Source organism: Microbulbifer hydrolyticus (assembly GCF_009931115.1).
Taxonomy (GTDB): domain Bacteria; phylum Pseudomonadota; class Gammaproteobacteria; order Pseudomonadales; family Cellvibrionaceae; genus Microbulbifer; species Microbulbifer hydrolyticus.
Map to the genome: position 1 here is coordinate 515141 of NZ_CP047491.1, position 15127 is coordinate 530267.

General features: G+C 60.1%; 13 protein-coding genes. 4 read left to right on the forward strand and 9 right to left on the reverse strand.

Features of this window, described 5'->3' with window-relative positions:
• Positions 1-4: 4 nt before the first annotated feature.
• On the reverse strand, positions 5-547 hold the full coding sequence (locus tag GTQ55_RS02175) for a PadR family transcriptional regulator (protein ID WP_161857255.1): 543 nt from the start codon (positions 545-547) through the stop codon (positions 5-7).
• Positions 548-884: 337 nt separating this feature from the next.
• Between GTQ55_RS02175 and alaE the strand changes: the two genes are divergently transcribed.
• From alaE to GTQ55_RS02195, 4 genes are all read left to right on the forward strand, one after another.
• On the forward strand, positions 885-1457 hold the full coding sequence (alaE, locus tag GTQ55_RS02180; protein ID WP_161857256.1) for an L-alanine exporter AlaE: 573 nt from the start codon (positions 885-887) through the stop codon (positions 1455-1457).
• 42 nt (positions 1458-1499) lie between these two features.
• Positions 1500-2207 (forward strand): aspartate/glutamate racemase family protein, encoded by a 708-nt coding sequence (locus GTQ55_RS02185; RefSeq protein ID WP_161857257.1) that lies wholly within the window; start codon positions 1500-1502, stop codon positions 2205-2207.
• A 270-nt stretch (positions 2208-2477) separates the two neighbouring features.
• Positions 2478-3872 (forward strand): ATP-binding response regulator, encoded by a 1395-nt coding sequence (locus GTQ55_RS02190; protein ID WP_161857258.1) that lies wholly within the window; start codon positions 2478-2480, stop codon positions 3870-3872.
• Positions 3873-3972: 100 nt separating this feature from the next.
• Positions 3973-4326, forward strand: a complete 354-nt coding sequence (locus GTQ55_RS02195) for a DUF4870 family protein (protein WP_161857259.1) — start codon at positions 3973-3975, stop codon at positions 4324-4326.
• A gap of 144 nt (positions 4327-4470) precedes the next feature.
• Here the strand turns inward: GTQ55_RS02195 and GTQ55_RS02200 are convergent, their stop codons facing one another.
• The 8 genes from GTQ55_RS02200 to hutH form a co-directional block, all read right to left on the reverse strand.
• Entirely contained in the window at positions 4471-5730 is a 1260-nt protein-coding gene (locus tag GTQ55_RS02200; protein ID WP_161857260.1) for a DUF945 family protein, read from the reverse strand.
• A 77-nt stretch (positions 5731-5807) separates the two neighbouring features.
• Positions 5808-6728: a hydroxymethylglutaryl-CoA lyase gene (locus tag GTQ55_RS02205; RefSeq protein ID WP_161857261.1), complete on the reverse strand. Its 921-nt coding sequence runs from the start codon at positions 6726-6728 to the stop codon at positions 5808-5810.
• Positions 6729-6730: 2 nt separating this feature from the next.
• Entirely contained in the window at positions 6731-8743 is a 2013-nt protein-coding gene (locus GTQ55_RS02210) for an acetyl/propionyl/methylcrotonyl-CoA carboxylase subunit alpha (protein ID WP_161857262.1), read from the reverse strand.
• Between the two features lie 196 nt (positions 8744-8939).
• Positions 8940-9737, reverse strand: a complete 798-nt coding sequence (locus GTQ55_RS02215; RefSeq protein ID WP_161857263.1) for an enoyl-CoA hydratase/isomerase family protein — start codon at positions 9735-9737, stop codon at positions 8940-8942.
• A 179-nt stretch (positions 9738-9916) separates the two neighbouring features.
• Complete coding sequence (locus GTQ55_RS02220; protein ID WP_161857264.1) at positions 9917-11524, reverse strand: carboxyl transferase domain-containing protein; 1608 nt, start codon at positions 11522-11524, stop codon at positions 9917-9919.
• 199 nt (positions 11525-11723) lie between these two features.
• Positions 11724-12893, reverse strand: a complete 1170-nt coding sequence (locus GTQ55_RS02225; RefSeq protein WP_161857265.1) for an isovaleryl-CoA dehydrogenase — start codon at positions 12891-12893, stop codon at positions 11724-11726.
• A 59-nt stretch (positions 12894-12952) separates the two neighbouring features.
• Positions 12953-13345: a MerR family transcriptional regulator gene (locus GTQ55_RS02230; protein WP_161857266.1), complete on the reverse strand. Its 393-nt coding sequence runs from the start codon at positions 13343-13345 to the stop codon at positions 12953-12955.
• 163 nt (positions 13346-13508) lie between these two features.
• Positions 13509-15059, reverse strand: coding sequence for a histidine ammonia-lyase (hutH, locus tag GTQ55_RS02235; RefSeq protein WP_161857267.1), 1551 nt, complete (start codon positions 15057-15059; stop codon positions 13509-13511).
• Between the last annotated feature and the right edge of the window lie 68 nt (positions 15060-15127).

The window sequence follows — 15127 nt, forward strand, 5'->3', positions numbered from 1 at the left end:
GGTATCAGTGGCTGGTGTCATCCAGCCTCTCCAGCAGCTGTTCCGCCCAGCGGATCCAGGTCTTCTCGGTCTCGATGCCGAGGAGCAAAGGCTGGTGGGCGAGCCAAAGGCGCTCCTGTTGTTCGACGGGGCGGTTGTAGAAGCGCTGGTTCTGGGCTTCGTAGGTGGCGAGCATGTCACGGTGTTCCTGTAAATGGCGCTCCACCTCCGCGCGCAGTTGCGCATCGCTCAGATGGTGGCCGGCAAACAACTGGATCAGGAAGGGCTCACGGATCTTCTGCGCGGCAGCGGGTTTTGCGGCCCATTCCGCGAGTGCGCGGCGGCCGGAATCCGTCAGGCTGTACACCTTTTTGTCGGGGCGGCCTTCCTGAGCCTCTTCCATGCAGTCCAGTAGACCCTCCGCGTGCAGTTTGTGCAGCTCGCGGTACATCTGTTGGTGACTGGCGCTCCAGAAGTAGCTGACGCTGCGCTCAAAGCGGCGCTTCAGGTCGTAACCACTGCCGGGTTCGATATCCAACAGGGTCAGTACGGCAAATCTCAGTGACATGGTGCGGGTGCTGGCTCAATCGTAATATGCAGCAAGTTGCATAGGAATTAGCATGGTTTGGCGCAGTGTACTGTCTGAATGGCCCCCGGGCACGGATTACGTGGATACCTGGTAGGCGGCGCGAGGACCATTTAAATGGACGAAACCGGTATGCCCGTTTCCGTAAGCGTTGATATTTAGGATGGTTGTACGGGAAATAATAGATATATAACTTGGTGGGCCTAGTATTTGCGTTTTTTGTGGATATAATCGCCGGCGCCACCAAAAGTGGTTGAATAGTGTCCAATAGCAATTTCGACGGGTTACCCTCCTGTCGTATATCGGGTCAATTGTCGCCATGTCACCGCAGTCCCTGTCCCAGGCTACCGAAGCCATCCCTGTTTCCCCGCCAGTGCTGGTGCTGGAGGATGAGCAGCCGGTAGAAACCAGCCAGTCCACCAATACCCAGCTGAATGAGCGACACAATCGCCGCACCCGCCGCGATGAATGGCTGCTGGACATCTTTGCCATGAACAGCTTTTCGTGGGTGATTGCAATTCCTATCGAGCTGCTGCTGGCGGGGATGAGCTGGCGTGAGCATATTCAGGTGCGCTTGCTGGCGGTGGTGTTCAACACCGTGATTGCACGCCCGTTCAGTATCTATCGCAACTGGGTGGTGGAGCGCTTTGGTCGCGGCGGCAGTTTGCACAACTATGCGGTGGACACCTTCGTGTTCCTCAGCTTCCAGCTGCCGCTGTACACCCTGAACATGATCCTCGGGGGGGCTTCCGCCGGCGAGATCGCGACGGCGTGTATCACCTTTGTAATGATTGCCGGTGCGCTTGGCCGCCCCTATGGGGTTTACCTCGACTGCTTGCGCCGCTTGTGGCTGAATAGGCGCCCGGCGGCGGATACGGCGTCTGCCAGCTGATTCGCCTTCAACACCAATCGCGTAGCGCGGAGTAACCCGGGTATGCACACTAAACCTATCGAAAACAACGGCATACAGGGCGGTGCTCCGGCGATCGGTATTATTGCCGGCACCGCAACCGATACGCGCTTCGGACTCGATTTCCTCGCCGCCCGACAGGTGCCGGGGATCGGCCTTGCCATTTCCGCCTCACCACAGGCCCAGACCCAGCTACAGGCACTGGGGCGGGACGAGTTGACTCGCCAGCTGATCGATGCGATTGCGCGCCTGGAGAACGCCGGTGCCAGCGCGGCGATGATCTACTGCAACTCGCTTTCCGGCGCGGTGGATATGACCGCGGTGCGCGCGGCAGTGCCCATTCCTGTGATTTCGCCACTGGACGTGTATGCGGAGCTGACCCAGCGCTACCGCAACTTTGGCCTGCTGGCAGCCAACTGCCAGAGCTGTGCCAATATCGAGCGCGAGATTCTGGCCGGCAACCCCTCTGCCAAGGTGATCGGTATCGGCAATCTGCAGATTGTGGAAGATATCGAGGACGGCATGCCGGCGAGCATGATTGTGCAGCAGCACGCGCTGGACGACCTGGCTGCGGCGCTGGTGAAGAGCGGCGTGCAAATTCTTATCCTCGGATGCACCCATTTCGACTACTTTTATGAAGAGCTGCTTTTGCACTGTGACGGGATTCGGCTATTTCTGCCTTCGGAGCGGATGCTCGCAATCCTGCAGGAAAGAGTCGTTCAGGCAGCCTGAATTTTGTGCGATCCAGTTGGTACGGGTGTTTATTTGCGCCGTGTGCCACATTTTTACACTGTATTTTCTGCCAAATGGCGTAAAATAGTCTTGTTCGCACCCTGAGGTTGGGGTATTAATCGCGCGAACAAGCGTGCATTCACGCTCGAATAATATCGGAATGGCCGCCCGGCGTTATACGCCGGTGCCTGTAGTATGCAGGCGAAGCCATCCGACCGGGTCGCAGGAATGACCTGGCACATAAATTGGTTTTCAAGGATGAATACAGCCATGACCTTTCACGGCTCCGTCGGTCGTTCCCTGTTCCGTTTCCCCGCTATAGGTGTGTCAGTGCCTTCGTTGAAGGCTCCTGCAGTGCTTGTTGTGCTGGCCGGATTCTCATTACCTGCATCCGCATTCCCGGGCGAGTCATTGCTTGTGGACACCCAGGTTCCCTTTTTCTGGGTACTCCTTCTGGTAGTGTCCACGGCGGTATGCGCCTTTGGCTGGACCGTAGCGCGCGCCAAGACCCGCGCAGCGTTAGACGCCGGAGCGGCTCAGGCCACTGACCTGCAGGCGGAAAACGCCAAGCTGTTCCGGCAGGTACAGTCCCGGGTGCACGAGCTGATGACTCGGGACAAGTTGCTCGAAGAGGCCAAAGCAGAGGCGGAGCAGATGCGCGAGGAGCACTGCGACTTTCTCTCGATCACCGGCCACCGCATGCGCAAGCCACTGGAAACCCTCGTGAGCACGGTGAACCTGCTCGCGCGCGGGACCGATGGCGAAGTTCGCCAGCTGGCGGAAGCGGCAATGGGGCAGTGTCGGGAATTGCGCGGCAGCATTGAAGATATCCAGCGCGCGGGGCAGATTGCCGCTCAGGGCATGCCCGCCGCCACGGCGCGGGAAACAGTGCAGCGAGAGCTGGAAATCCTGCTGATCGAAAACGACACCCATCCGTCACTGCGCAGCCGCCTGGAAGCGCGCGGTCACCGGGTGCGCCGGGAAACGAATGGTGTGGATGGCGCCGATGCGGCCTTGCGCGGTAAGTTCGACCTGGTACTGGTCGATGTACGGCTACCGTTGATCGACGGAGTGGAAACGGCGCGCAAGATTCGGGGTGACTTCGGCAATACGGACTTGCTGATCTTCGGCATGCTGCCAGATCTGCGCAAGGGCGACCGGGAACGCTATATGGAGCGCGGCCTGACTGGAATACTGCCGCTTCCGGCCAGTGATCCCCAGTTGTTGCAGTTGCTGAGCTGGGTAGAGCAGAAAACCCGCGACTCGGCACCGGCCAGCAAGCCCGCGCGTGCGGCAAAGGTGCTGAACCCCAGTACCCTGGAGCGCCAGCGCGATACGCTCGGCCACCTGGCTTTTGCGGAACTTCTGGGTGATCGCCTCGCCAATATGCCGAAGAAGATTACCGCCTTCACCAGCTCACTGACTGGCCGCCACTGGCTCGATGCCCAGCACCAGGCCCAGGCCATTGCTGCAGAGGCGGAGAGCGTTGGCCTTGAGGTCGTGGCCAGCCGGCTCAAAGCGCTGTCGGCGCGCCTGTCCATCGACGGTGAGCGGGATTACTGTCGGCACCAGCGCACCGAGATCCTGGGGTTGATGCGCACCTCTATCCAGCAGTTGAAGTCCTGGCGGGAGAAAAATGTTCACACGGAGTGGGCCCTGAGATAAACACCGTAGTTGCCGCGGCAGGGGGAGGCAGCACAGCGTTATCTTTCCTGCGGTTTGCGCATACACTAACGGCTGAATTTTAGAACGGAACCTTTAGCCCATGTCTGAGCAGTATCCCGCCCCACAACAGGTTGAGCGCGAGCGCTCGGCCCGCGATATCGCCACTCTGGTGTACCTGATCCAGGCGATCAGCCTGTTTACCGCCGTACCATTTTTTGTCGGTGTGCTGATCAATTATGTAAAGCGCGGGGATGTGCGCGGCACGCTGGCGGAATCCCACTTCCGCTGGCAAATCCGTACCTTCTGGTACAGCCTGCTGTGGTTTGTGGTGGGCTGGGCCACGGTGTGGATTCTTGTGGGTTTCGTGGTCTGGGGCATCAGCTGGGTATGGATGGTCTACCGCGTGATTCGCGGCTGGCTGGCCCTTTCGGACAACCGCCCGGCCTATGCCTAGGCCTGGCCGGGCAATGCAGGAATCAGGAAATTGAGGTAAAGCCGGTAAACGGTGAGAGGAAGGTAGGCGAAAAATTGATGAGAGAAATGTGAGCGGCCATGTGGCCGCTCTTTTTTTGCCTGTCGAAGGCCGGTTCCACAGGGCTCAGAAACCACCCATCAGGGCCAGTACAAACAGGTCGGCCGGTAGCTGCTGGCCATTGACCTCCAGGTTACCGCGGTCCAGCTGCAAGTGCATGCTGAGCAGTCCGTTATTTTCCTTGAGGAAACCGTACTGCTTGAGCGCGCTCGCCTGCATGATCAGCGGTGACTGCATCAGCGCCTGCTCGGCGGCGGTGATATTGGCGGTACCATTCAGGTTGTCGAGCCAGAACAGCTTGTCATTCTTGACCTGCCGGCTTCCCGGCATCCCCTTCCAGTCCACATCCATCTGCAGCTGCATCGGGCCGTTGGCACTTTCGATATCCAATTGCTGTTGCATTTTCAGCGGGCGATGGAATACCTGCGGCCAGCTGCGCTCGGCCGCCGGGGTGAGCAGGGCGGTGTACAGGTAGTGGTGCAGGTCGTCGTAGCTGATTGCGGGCAGGTTGATCTGCTGGGTCAGTGTGCGCGCGGGCGTCGAGGACTGGATCTCTGGCAGTTTGATGGAGGTCTTTACGTTCAGGGTGCGAGCGGCCACCAGCTCGCCGGTGTAGTCGACCTCCACATCACGCAGCTCCAGCGGGCCAGAATCGTTGTTGGCACGCACCAGTGGCAGTTTCGCGTGCAGGGTGCCGGCGCCGCTGGGCGCGAGCTGGAAGTCGCCCTTGGCGGACTGCAGGTACAGGGATTCGCGGTGGCCGTCCATGCGCACGAATTCGCCCAGCTCGAATTGGCTGCCCTGTTGTTGTCCCTGGTAGTCGGTCACCAGCTGGATACGCGCGCCGTCAAACTGGATCTGCTGGTCTGCCTCGTTGCGGTCGATGGGGAGCAGGTGCAGGGTGTTGGTCACACGATCGTTGGTGCCGACGAGAGTCTCCACGATCACGGGGCTGTCTTCCAGCTCCGTGCCAATGGGACCGTAGAAGGCTTCCAGCTGGCGTCGCAGAGCCGGCTCCAGCTCTTTACCGGTGAGGCGGGTTTCACCGTAGATCACGCCGACACGGGGGCCGCTGCGGGTGAACAGCACCGGGCCATGCTGGATGTCGGTGTAGGTCTCGGAGGCGCCATCCTTACCCTTGAGGCGGGTCAGGGCCTCGGCGCCGAACCAGCCGCGCTGGTAACCGGTGAGCTCGATATTGGGCTGGTTGGCCAGCTGTTGCTGTAACACTTCCTCGACCTTGGGGCCGATCAGGCGCGGGGCAATGAGGGCCACCAGCAGCAACAGGGTGGAGAAGGCGATCAGGATAAAACGTAAGGCTTTCATGCGGTCAAATTTCAGACGTTTGAATCGAAGCGCCCGATGGTAGCAGATCGGGCTGCGAGCCGTGACCGCAATTCATCTCAATCCCCTTCGATGACCCCGCATTCACCAGCAATCGCGCGGGCGACCTTGGAGCCACTTTCACGACCAAGCGCCCGGGAGATAAAGTTTCCGGCCTTGGCCAGGCGGGCGAGGTCGATACCGGTGTGGATGCCGAGCCCATCCAGCATATACAGCACGTCTTCACTGGCCACATTGCCGGAGGCGCCCCGGGCATAGGGGCAGCCGCCGAGCCCGGCAACCGCGGAATCCACCACCTTGATTCCGGCCTGCAGGGCCGCGTAAATGTTCGCCAGGGCCTGCCCATAGGTATCGTGGAAGTGTACCGCGAGTTTTTCCATGGGTACCTGCTGTGCCACCGTCTCGATCATATAGCGGGCTTTTTCCGGAGTGCCGACACCGATGGTGTCGCCAAGGCTGATTTCATAGCAGCCCATATCCAGCAGTGCTCTGCTCACTTCGGCGACTTTCTGTGGCTTGATCTCTCCCTCGTAGGGGCAGCCAAGTACGCAGGAAACGTAACCGCGCACCGGAATGCCGTCGGCCCGGGCCTGCTCCGCCAGCGGGCGGAAGCGTTCCAGGCTCTCTTCAATGGAGCAGTTGATGTTTTTGCGGGTGAAGCTTTCCGACGCCGCTCCGAACACCGCCACCTCGTCGGCCCCGGCGTCGCGGGCGCGTTCGTAGCCGAACATATTGGGGGTGAGTGCACTGTAAACAACGCCGGGTGCGCGCTGGATGCCGGCGAGTACTTCTTCGCTGGACGCCATCTGCGGCACCCATTTGGGGCTGACGAAGCTGCCGGCCTCAATCACTTGCAGGCCGCTTTCACTGAGCAGGTCGATCAGCTGGACCCGCGTAGCCACGGAGATGGGCTGCTTTTCATTTTGCAGGCCATCGCGCGGGCCCACTTCGACAATTTTCACGCGATCTGGCAGGGACATGCTCAGGCCTCTTTTGTTTCTGCGGCTTCGGCGGTGAAGTCGATCAGCAGGCTGCCACCATCCACCAGTTCACCGGTGGCGCAGAAGAACTGGTCGACGATACCGTCTGCGGGTGCGCGCAAGGTGTGCTCCATTTTCATGGCTTCCATCACCAGCAGTGGCTGATCCCGTTTCACCCTGGTACCGGGCTCGGCGAGCAGGGTCACAATGGTGCCGTTCATGGGCGCTTCCAGTCCGTGGCCGGCTTCACTGGCTTCGCCGGTGTCCGGTGGCAGGATCCTGAAATCCACCTGTTCGCCGCTGATGAATACTGAGCCTTCATCGCCGCGGGAGACGCTGGTGTAATTCACCCGGCGGCCGTCGAGGATCGCCACGCTCTGCCCGTGGGGGCAATTGATCGTTCCGCTCTGGGCGTCGATGGCGGCGTCGCAGCGCCACTGCAGGCTGTCGCTATCGCCGGAAAAATGAATTTCGATTTCGCGACCGTGTACTTCCACCCTGCGGCTACGCCACAGGGTCAATCCATTGCGCCAGTTGTTGCCGCTGTGCCACGGCGAGAAGGGGTCGGCCCTCGGGGCGCTGCGATGCTGCGCGCGGGTTTCGCCGTGATGCAGGAACGCGGCAATACCGGCACATTGCTGTGAGCGCAGTTGCTGTTCCTGCTGCAGAATTTCCTGTTCGTGGTCTTCGATAAAGTGAGTGGTCACACGGCCATTCACAAATGCGGTGTGATTGACCACCCGGCGAAGGAATTCGATATTGTGGCGCAGGCCGGCGATCTGGTACTTCTGCAGCGCGCGGTCGAGCTTGCCGAGCGCTTCGCGGCGGTTGCGGCCATGCACGATCAATTTCGAAATCATCGGGTCGTAGTGCACGCTGATCTCGTCGCCGGTCTGTACGCCGGTGTCCACACGCACGGACTTGTCTTCGCGCGGGGGCTGGTGACGCAACAGTTTCCCGGTCGCGGGCAGGAAGTCGTTGTCCGGATCTTCCGCATAAATACGCACTTCAAATGCGTGGCCGATAATGTGCAGGTCGTCTTGCTCCAGTGGCAGCGGTTCACCGGCGCCCACGGCCAGCTGCCACGCCACCAGGTCCTGGCCGGTGATCATTTCAGTCACCGGGTGCTCCACCTGCAGCCGGGTGTTCATTTCCATAAAGTAGAAGGCACCGCTGGCATCCAGCAGAAATTCCACGGTGCCGGCGCCCACATAGCCGATGGCGTGCGCGGCGCGCAGGGCCGCCTCGCCCATTTTCTTGCGGGTCTCAGTGGAGAGCCCGGGCGCTGGTGCCTCTTCCACCACTTTCTGGTGACGGCGCTGTACCGAGCAGTCGCGCTCGAACAGGTAAACGCCGTTGCCCTGTTTGTCACAGAACACCTGGATTTCCACGTGACGGGGATTGACCACGTAGCGTTCGATCAGCATCACATCGTCGCTGAACGCGTTCTGCGATTCGCGTTTGGCGGCATCCAGAGCTGCGTGGAAGTCTTCCGGCTTGTCGACGCGGCGCATGCCTTTACCGCCACCACCGGCGGCGGCTTTGAGCAGTACGGGGTAGCCGATGCGGTTGGCGTGCCCTTCGAGAATGCCGGGATCCTGGTTGGTGCCATGGTAACCGGGTACCAGCGGAACTTTGGCTTCTTCCATGATGCGCTTGGCGGCGGACTTGGAGCCCATGGCCTCGATAGCGCCAGCGGGTGGGCCGACGAAGATGATGCCGGCTTCTTCACAGGCGCGGCAGAAGTGGGCGTTTTCCGATAGGAATCCATAGCCGGGGTGAATGGCGTCGGCGCCGGTCTGCTTGGCAGCGGCGAGGACCTTGTCGATGTCCAGGTAGGATTCTTTGGCCGGCGCAGGGCCGAGGCGGACGGCTTCGTCGGCCTGCTGGACGTGCAGGGCGTTGGCGTCTGCGTCTGAATAGACCGCAACGGTGGCGACGCCGAGACGGCGCGCAGTGCGGATAATACGGCAGGCAATTTCGCCGCGGTTGGCGATCAGCAGTTTGCGAATCATAGCTGGCTCTGTGTTTCGTGCTCTGATTTGAGTCTGTGGCGGCCGATCACCGGGCGGAAGTTTTCAGGACCGCTGTGAATACATCCCTGTACGCTTCGTCGGCAACATCCCTGTTGCCGACGATCCTGAAAACTCCCACCCGGCGCCCGGCCTTCGGATTAAATTTCAGTTCTTCGTAAGCTTCGCTTTGGCTTAATTAATCTTCGCTGGTATTCATCCAGCTCGGAGCGCGCTTCTCCAGAAACGCGCTCAACCCTTCCTGCCCTTCCGGGGAAACCCGAACTGCGGCAATCAATGCGCTGGTCTGTCCCTGCAGTTCCTCATTAATCACACGGTTGGACATGGACATCGCCAATTGCTTGGCCATGGTGACGGCGTTGGGGCCGTTGTCGACAATACTGTTCACCAGTTTCTGTACCGTCAGATCCAGTTCACCTTCCGGAACCACCTCCGAGACCAGACCGATTTGCTGCGCGCACTCGGCGGAGAAGCGCTCGGCGGTGACGAAGTAGCGGCGCGCCTGGCGTGTGCCGATGGCATTGATCACGTAAGGGCTGATGGTGGCGGGTAACAGGCCGATTTTTACTTCGCTCAGGCAAAAGCTTGCGCGCTCGGAGGCGACCGCGATGTCGCAGCAGCTGACCAGACCTACGGCGCCGCCAAATGCGGCACCCTGCACCCGCGCGATGGTGGGCGCAGGAAACTGGTCGAGCTTGTGCAGCATGGCTGCGAGGGCGGCGGCGTCTTGACGATTCTGCTCTTCGCTGTAGTCCGCCATGCGCTTCATCCAGTTGAGATCGGCACCGGCGGAGAAGTTTTTTCCGTTGGAGGCAAGAATCAGCGCACGCACACCGCCACTGCGGGCGAGGTTGTCGAAGGTCTCGCCGAGCTGGCGAATCAGGTCGTCGTCGAAGGCGTTGTGAATTTCCGGACGGTTCAGGGTAACCGTCGCGACGCCTTCGCTATCGATTTCGCACAGCATTTTTTCGGTCATGGTGATTCCTTAAATTTGGCAATAGCTACGAAGTCGGAAAGGTTCTGGTGCCGGTATTTGTTTGCTGGACCTTCAAAAACATGGATGTTTTTGCAGAGCCCCCAGGGATGGGTTTACGGCGTGTCCAGCAAACAAATACCGGCAGCAGGACCCGCACCATACTATCCCCGTGCACAGAACTACATTCGGAAGACCCCGAACTTGGTCTCCTCCGGCTCCTTGTGCGTCGCAGCCGCAAGGCATAATCCCAGCACGGTACGGGTGTCTTTCGGATCGATCACCCCGTCGTCCCACAGGCGCGCAGAGGCGTAATAGGGGTGTCCCTGGTGTTCGTAGTCGTCGATGATCGGCTGCTTGAACTTTGCGATTTCTTCTTCGCTCCAGTCCTCGCCGTTGGCCGTCATCTGGTCTTTCTTCACCTGCGCCAGCACGCCCGCCGCCTGCTCGCCGCCCATCACGGAGATGCGCGCGTTGGGCCACATAAACAGGAAGTTGGGATCGTAGGCGCGGCCGCACATACCGTAGTTGCCGGCACCGAAAGAACCGCCGATCAGAATGGTGATCTTCGGTACCTTGGCGGTGGCAACCGCAGTCACCATCTTCGCGCCGTGCTTGGCAATGCCGCCGGCTTCGTACTGCTTGCCCACCATAAAGCCGGTGATGTTCTGCAGGAACACCAGCGGGATATTGCGCTGCGCGCACAGCTCGATAAAGTGCGCGCCTTTCTGCGCACTCTCGGCAAACAGGATGCCGTTGTTGGCCACGATGCCCACCGGGTAGCCATGAATCCGCGCGAAACCGGTCACCAGGGTGGTGCCATACATCGCCTTGAATTCATCGAACTCAGAGCCATCCACAACACGTGCAATAATCTCGCGCACGTCGAACGGCTGGCGGGCATCCTTCGGCACCACGCCGTAAATGTCTTCCGGCGGGTAAATCGGCTCGATCGGCTTTTGTATATCCAGTCCCGGGTTCTTGACCCGGTTCAGGCGCGCAACGGAGTTGCGGGCAATCTCCAGCGCGTGGGTATCGTTATTGGCAAAGTGGTCCGAGACCCCGGACGTCTTGCAGTGCACCTCCGCACCGCCCAGCTCCTCTGCGGAAACCTCTTCACCAGTCGCCGCCTTCACCAGTGGCGGACCGGCAAGGAAAATCGTCGCCTGCTCCTTCACCATGATGGACTCATCCGCCATCGCCGGCACATACGCACCGCCGGCAGTACAGCTGCCCATCACCACCGCAATCTGCGGAATATTTTTCGCAGACAGGTTGGCCTGGTTGAAGAAGATACGGCCGAAGTGTTCACGATCCGGGAACACATCGTCCTGGCGCGGCAGGTTGGCACCGCCGGAATCCACCAGATAAATACACGGCAGATTGTTCTGCTCGGCAATTGCCTGCGCGCGCAGGTGCTTCTTCACCGTCAGCGGATAGTAGGTGCCACCCTTCACCGTCGCATCGTTCGCCACAATCACACAGGGCTGTCCGGCCACGGTGCCGATACCGGTAAGAATACCGGCCGCCGGTACATCTTCGCCGTACACGTCGTGCGCCGCCAGCTGGGAGAACTCCAGGAAGGGACTGCCCGGATCGAGCAGGGTGTCGATGCGGTCGCGGGGCAGCAGTTTGCCGCGGGAAACATGCTTCTCCCGTGCGCGCTCGCTGCCGCCTTTGGCGATGGTTTCCAGCTTGTCCCGCAGGTCGTCGACGATCTTCTGCATCTGTTCGCGGTTTTCCGCAAAGGCGGGATCGCGGGGATTAATCTTGCTTTGAATCTGATTCATAAAATCTTACGAAGTTGATTCGCGCTCAGCGCTCAAAAGTGAAGGCGCTGATGCCGGTATTGGTTTGCAGGACCTTCTAAAACAGGGATGTTTTAGAAGAGCCCCCATGGATGGGTTCACGGCGTGTCCTGCAAACCAATACCGGCAGCAGGGCCGCCACGGAACTTGCAGCGAAGCTCACGCGGACCCACATCTGAACTTAGCGAGTCTCGTTAAACAGCTCGCGCCCGATCAGCATACGACGGATCTCGGAAGTGCCTGCGCCAATTTCATACAGCTTGGCATCGCGCAGCAGGCGGCCGGTGGCGTACTCGTTGATATAACCATTGCCGCCGAGGGTCTGGATCGCCTGCAGCGCCATCTGCGTTGCGCGCTCCGCAGTAAACAGGATTACCGCCGCAGAATCCTTGCGTGAATCCTCACCGCGGTCACAGGCGCGGGCCACCGCATACAGATACGCACGGCTCGCATTCAGATCCGCATACATATCTGCAATCTTGCCCTGCATCAGCTGGAACTCGCCGATTGCCTTGCCGAACTGCTTGCGGTCGTGGATATACGGCACGACGACATCCAGGCATGCCTGCATAATGCCCACCGGGCCTCCAGACAAGATCGTGCGCTCGTAATCCAGGCCGCTCATCAGCACGCGCACGCCGCCATTCAGCTGGCCCAGAATATTTTCTTCCGGCACCTCGCAGTCCTCGAACACCAGCTCACAGGTGTTGGAGCCGCGCATGCCCAGCTTGTCCAGCTTCTGCGCCTGGGAGAAACCTTTGAAACCACGCTCGACAATAAACGCGGTAATACCGCCAGAGCTGACACCCGGCTCGGTGCGCGCATAGATCACATAAGTGTCCGCATCCGGACCGTTGGTGATCCACATCTTGTTGCCGTTCAGAATAAAACGGTCGCCTTTTTTCTCCGCCTTAAGCTGCAGGCTCACTACATCGGATCCGGAGTTCGGCTCGCTCATCGCCAGCGCACCCACATGCTCACCGGAGCACAGCTTTGGCAGATACTTCATCTTTTGCTCATGGGTGCCATTCTTGTGGATCTGGTTTACACACAGGTTCGAGTGCGCGCCATAGGAAAGGCCGACAGAGGCGGAGGCACGAGAGATTTCCTCCATCGCCACCGCGTGAGCCAGGTAGCCCATATTCGTGCCGCCGTACTCCTCATCCACGGTCATACCCAGCAGGCCCAGCTCGCCGAACTTTTTCCACATATCGGCGGGGAACAGGTTTTCTTCATCAATCTGCGCCGCGCGCGGGGCCAGTTCTGCCTGACAGAACTTGTAGACCATATCGCGCAGCATATCGATGTCTTCACCGAGGCCGAAGTTGAGAGTGGGGTAAGGAGTATTCATGGCGTGCTCCGCTTTGAATCAGTCAGAGAGTTTGAAATTGTGGATGTTCAAGCTGTTGGTTAATCGGTCTGTTGTTTCAGCGCCGCCCGGGTGCGGGCGGTGGCCTCGTCCAGCTGGGACAGGACCTTCTCGATATCCCGCTGCTGTTGCAGCAATTGCTGGCGCTTGGAATCGATGCGTTCGAGGAGGCGGTTGAGCTGCTCGACATTGCCGTGGGCCGGGTCGTACATGTCGATGATTTCGCGGCTCTCGTCCAGCGAGAAGCCGAGACGCTTGCCGCGCAGGATCAGTTTCAGACGCACCCGGTCTTCCGGGGTATATACCCTTGTCTGGCCACGACGCTCGGGGCTCATCAGTCCCTTGTCTTCGTAAAAGCGGATAGTCCGGGTAGTAATCCCGAATTCCTGGGCCAGCTCGGAGATGCTGTAACTGTCGGCGGTGGTGCTGCTCATGGGGCCATTCCTCAGATCTGCCCGAAGTCTAGTTGACGTTTACGTTAACGTAAACGTCAATCTGGGCCGAATTGTGACCAAAACCTGAGAAATGGTTCTTCTATGATGGCGGAGAGGCCCTGTCCGGCGCTGATCGCCGGACAGGAGAGGCGGTGGAGGGGGGTTACTGATTGCTCGGTAGCATTTCTGTGGCCAGATACTTACGGTAGTAAGCGCTCGCCAGCAGCTGCTTTGCTTCCTCGATATCCGGCGCGAAGTAGCGGTCCTTGTCGTAGAAAGGGACGCGCTCACGCAGCGCAGCCTTCGCGCTTTCCAGTTTCTCTGTGGTTTTCAGTGGGGCGCGGAAGTCCAGGCCCTGGCAGGCGGCCAGCAATTCCACCGCGAGAATGCCACAGGTATTGTCGGCCATGTCGCGCAGGCGGCGTCCCGCGAAGGTGGCCATAGAAACATGGTCTTCCTGGTTGGCGGACGTCGGCAGGGAATCCACGCTGGCCGGGTGCGCCAGGGATTTGTTCTCACTGGCCAGGGCCGCGCCGGTGACCTGGGCGATCATGAAGCCGGAGTTGACCCCGCCATTGTCCACCAGGAAGGGCGGCAGGCCGGACAGGTTGGAGTCGATCAGCAGGGCCATGCGGCGCTCGGACAGGGAGCCGATTTCCGCGATCGCCAGTGCCAGGTTGTCGGCCACCATCGCCACCGGTTCCGCGTGGAAGTTACCGCCGGAAATAATGTCGGAATTTTCCGGGTTTTCAGTGTCGGTAAACACCAACGGGTTGTCGGACACGCCGTTGGCTTCCGCCAGCAACACTTCAGAGGCAAAGCGGATCTGTTGCAGGCAGGCACCCATGACCTGGGGCTGGCAGCGTAGTGAATAGGGATCCTGTACTTTTTCGCAGTCTTCGTGGGACGCGCCAATTTCGCTGTGATCACCGAGCAGGTTGCGGTAGCTTCCGGCTACATCCCGCTGGGCCTGCTGGCCGCGGGCGGCGTGGATGCGATCGTCGAACGGGCGGCGCGAGCCCTTGGCGGCTTCCAGGGTTAGGGAGCCGGTCACTACCGCACCGGCGAACAGGTCTTCGGCGGAGAACAGGCCCTGTAGCGCAAAGGCGGTGGATGCCTGGGTGCCGTTCAGCAGTGCCAGACCTTCCTTTGGCGCCAGTACCAGCGGGCGCATTTCCGCAAAGCGCAGGCCTTCGGCAGCGGACTTGCGCTCGCCATTGATAAAGCATTCGCCCTCACCCAGCAGTACCACGCTCATGTGCGCCAGCGGCGCCAGGTCGCCGGACGCGCCCACGGAACCTTTCTCCGGGATCGCCGGGTAGACACCGGCGTTGACCAGTTTGATCAGCGCTTCGATCACTTCCAGGCGGATGCCGGAAAACCCGCGGGCCAGGGAGTTGATCTTCAGCACCATTAGCAGGCGCACGGTGTCTTCACTCATGAAGTTGCCGGTGCCGGCGGCGTGCGACAGTACGATGGCGCGCTGCAGGGTTTCCAGGTCTTTCTTTTCGATACGGGTGTTCGCCAGCAGGCCGAATCCGGTATTGATGCCATACACGGTGCGGCCCTGTTCCAGCACATCGGCCACGGTTTTGGCGGATGCTTCGATCGCCGCGTGTGCGTCACTGTTGAGGCTCAGTCGCACCGGTTCGCGGGCGACGCGGCGCAGTTGTTCCAGGCTCAGTTGCCCGGGAGTAATGTCCAGTTGGTACATAATTTTTTCACCGAAATGAGGTTTACATCCGCCATGCCGGTTGTGCACGGCATGGCGGGAAGGAATTT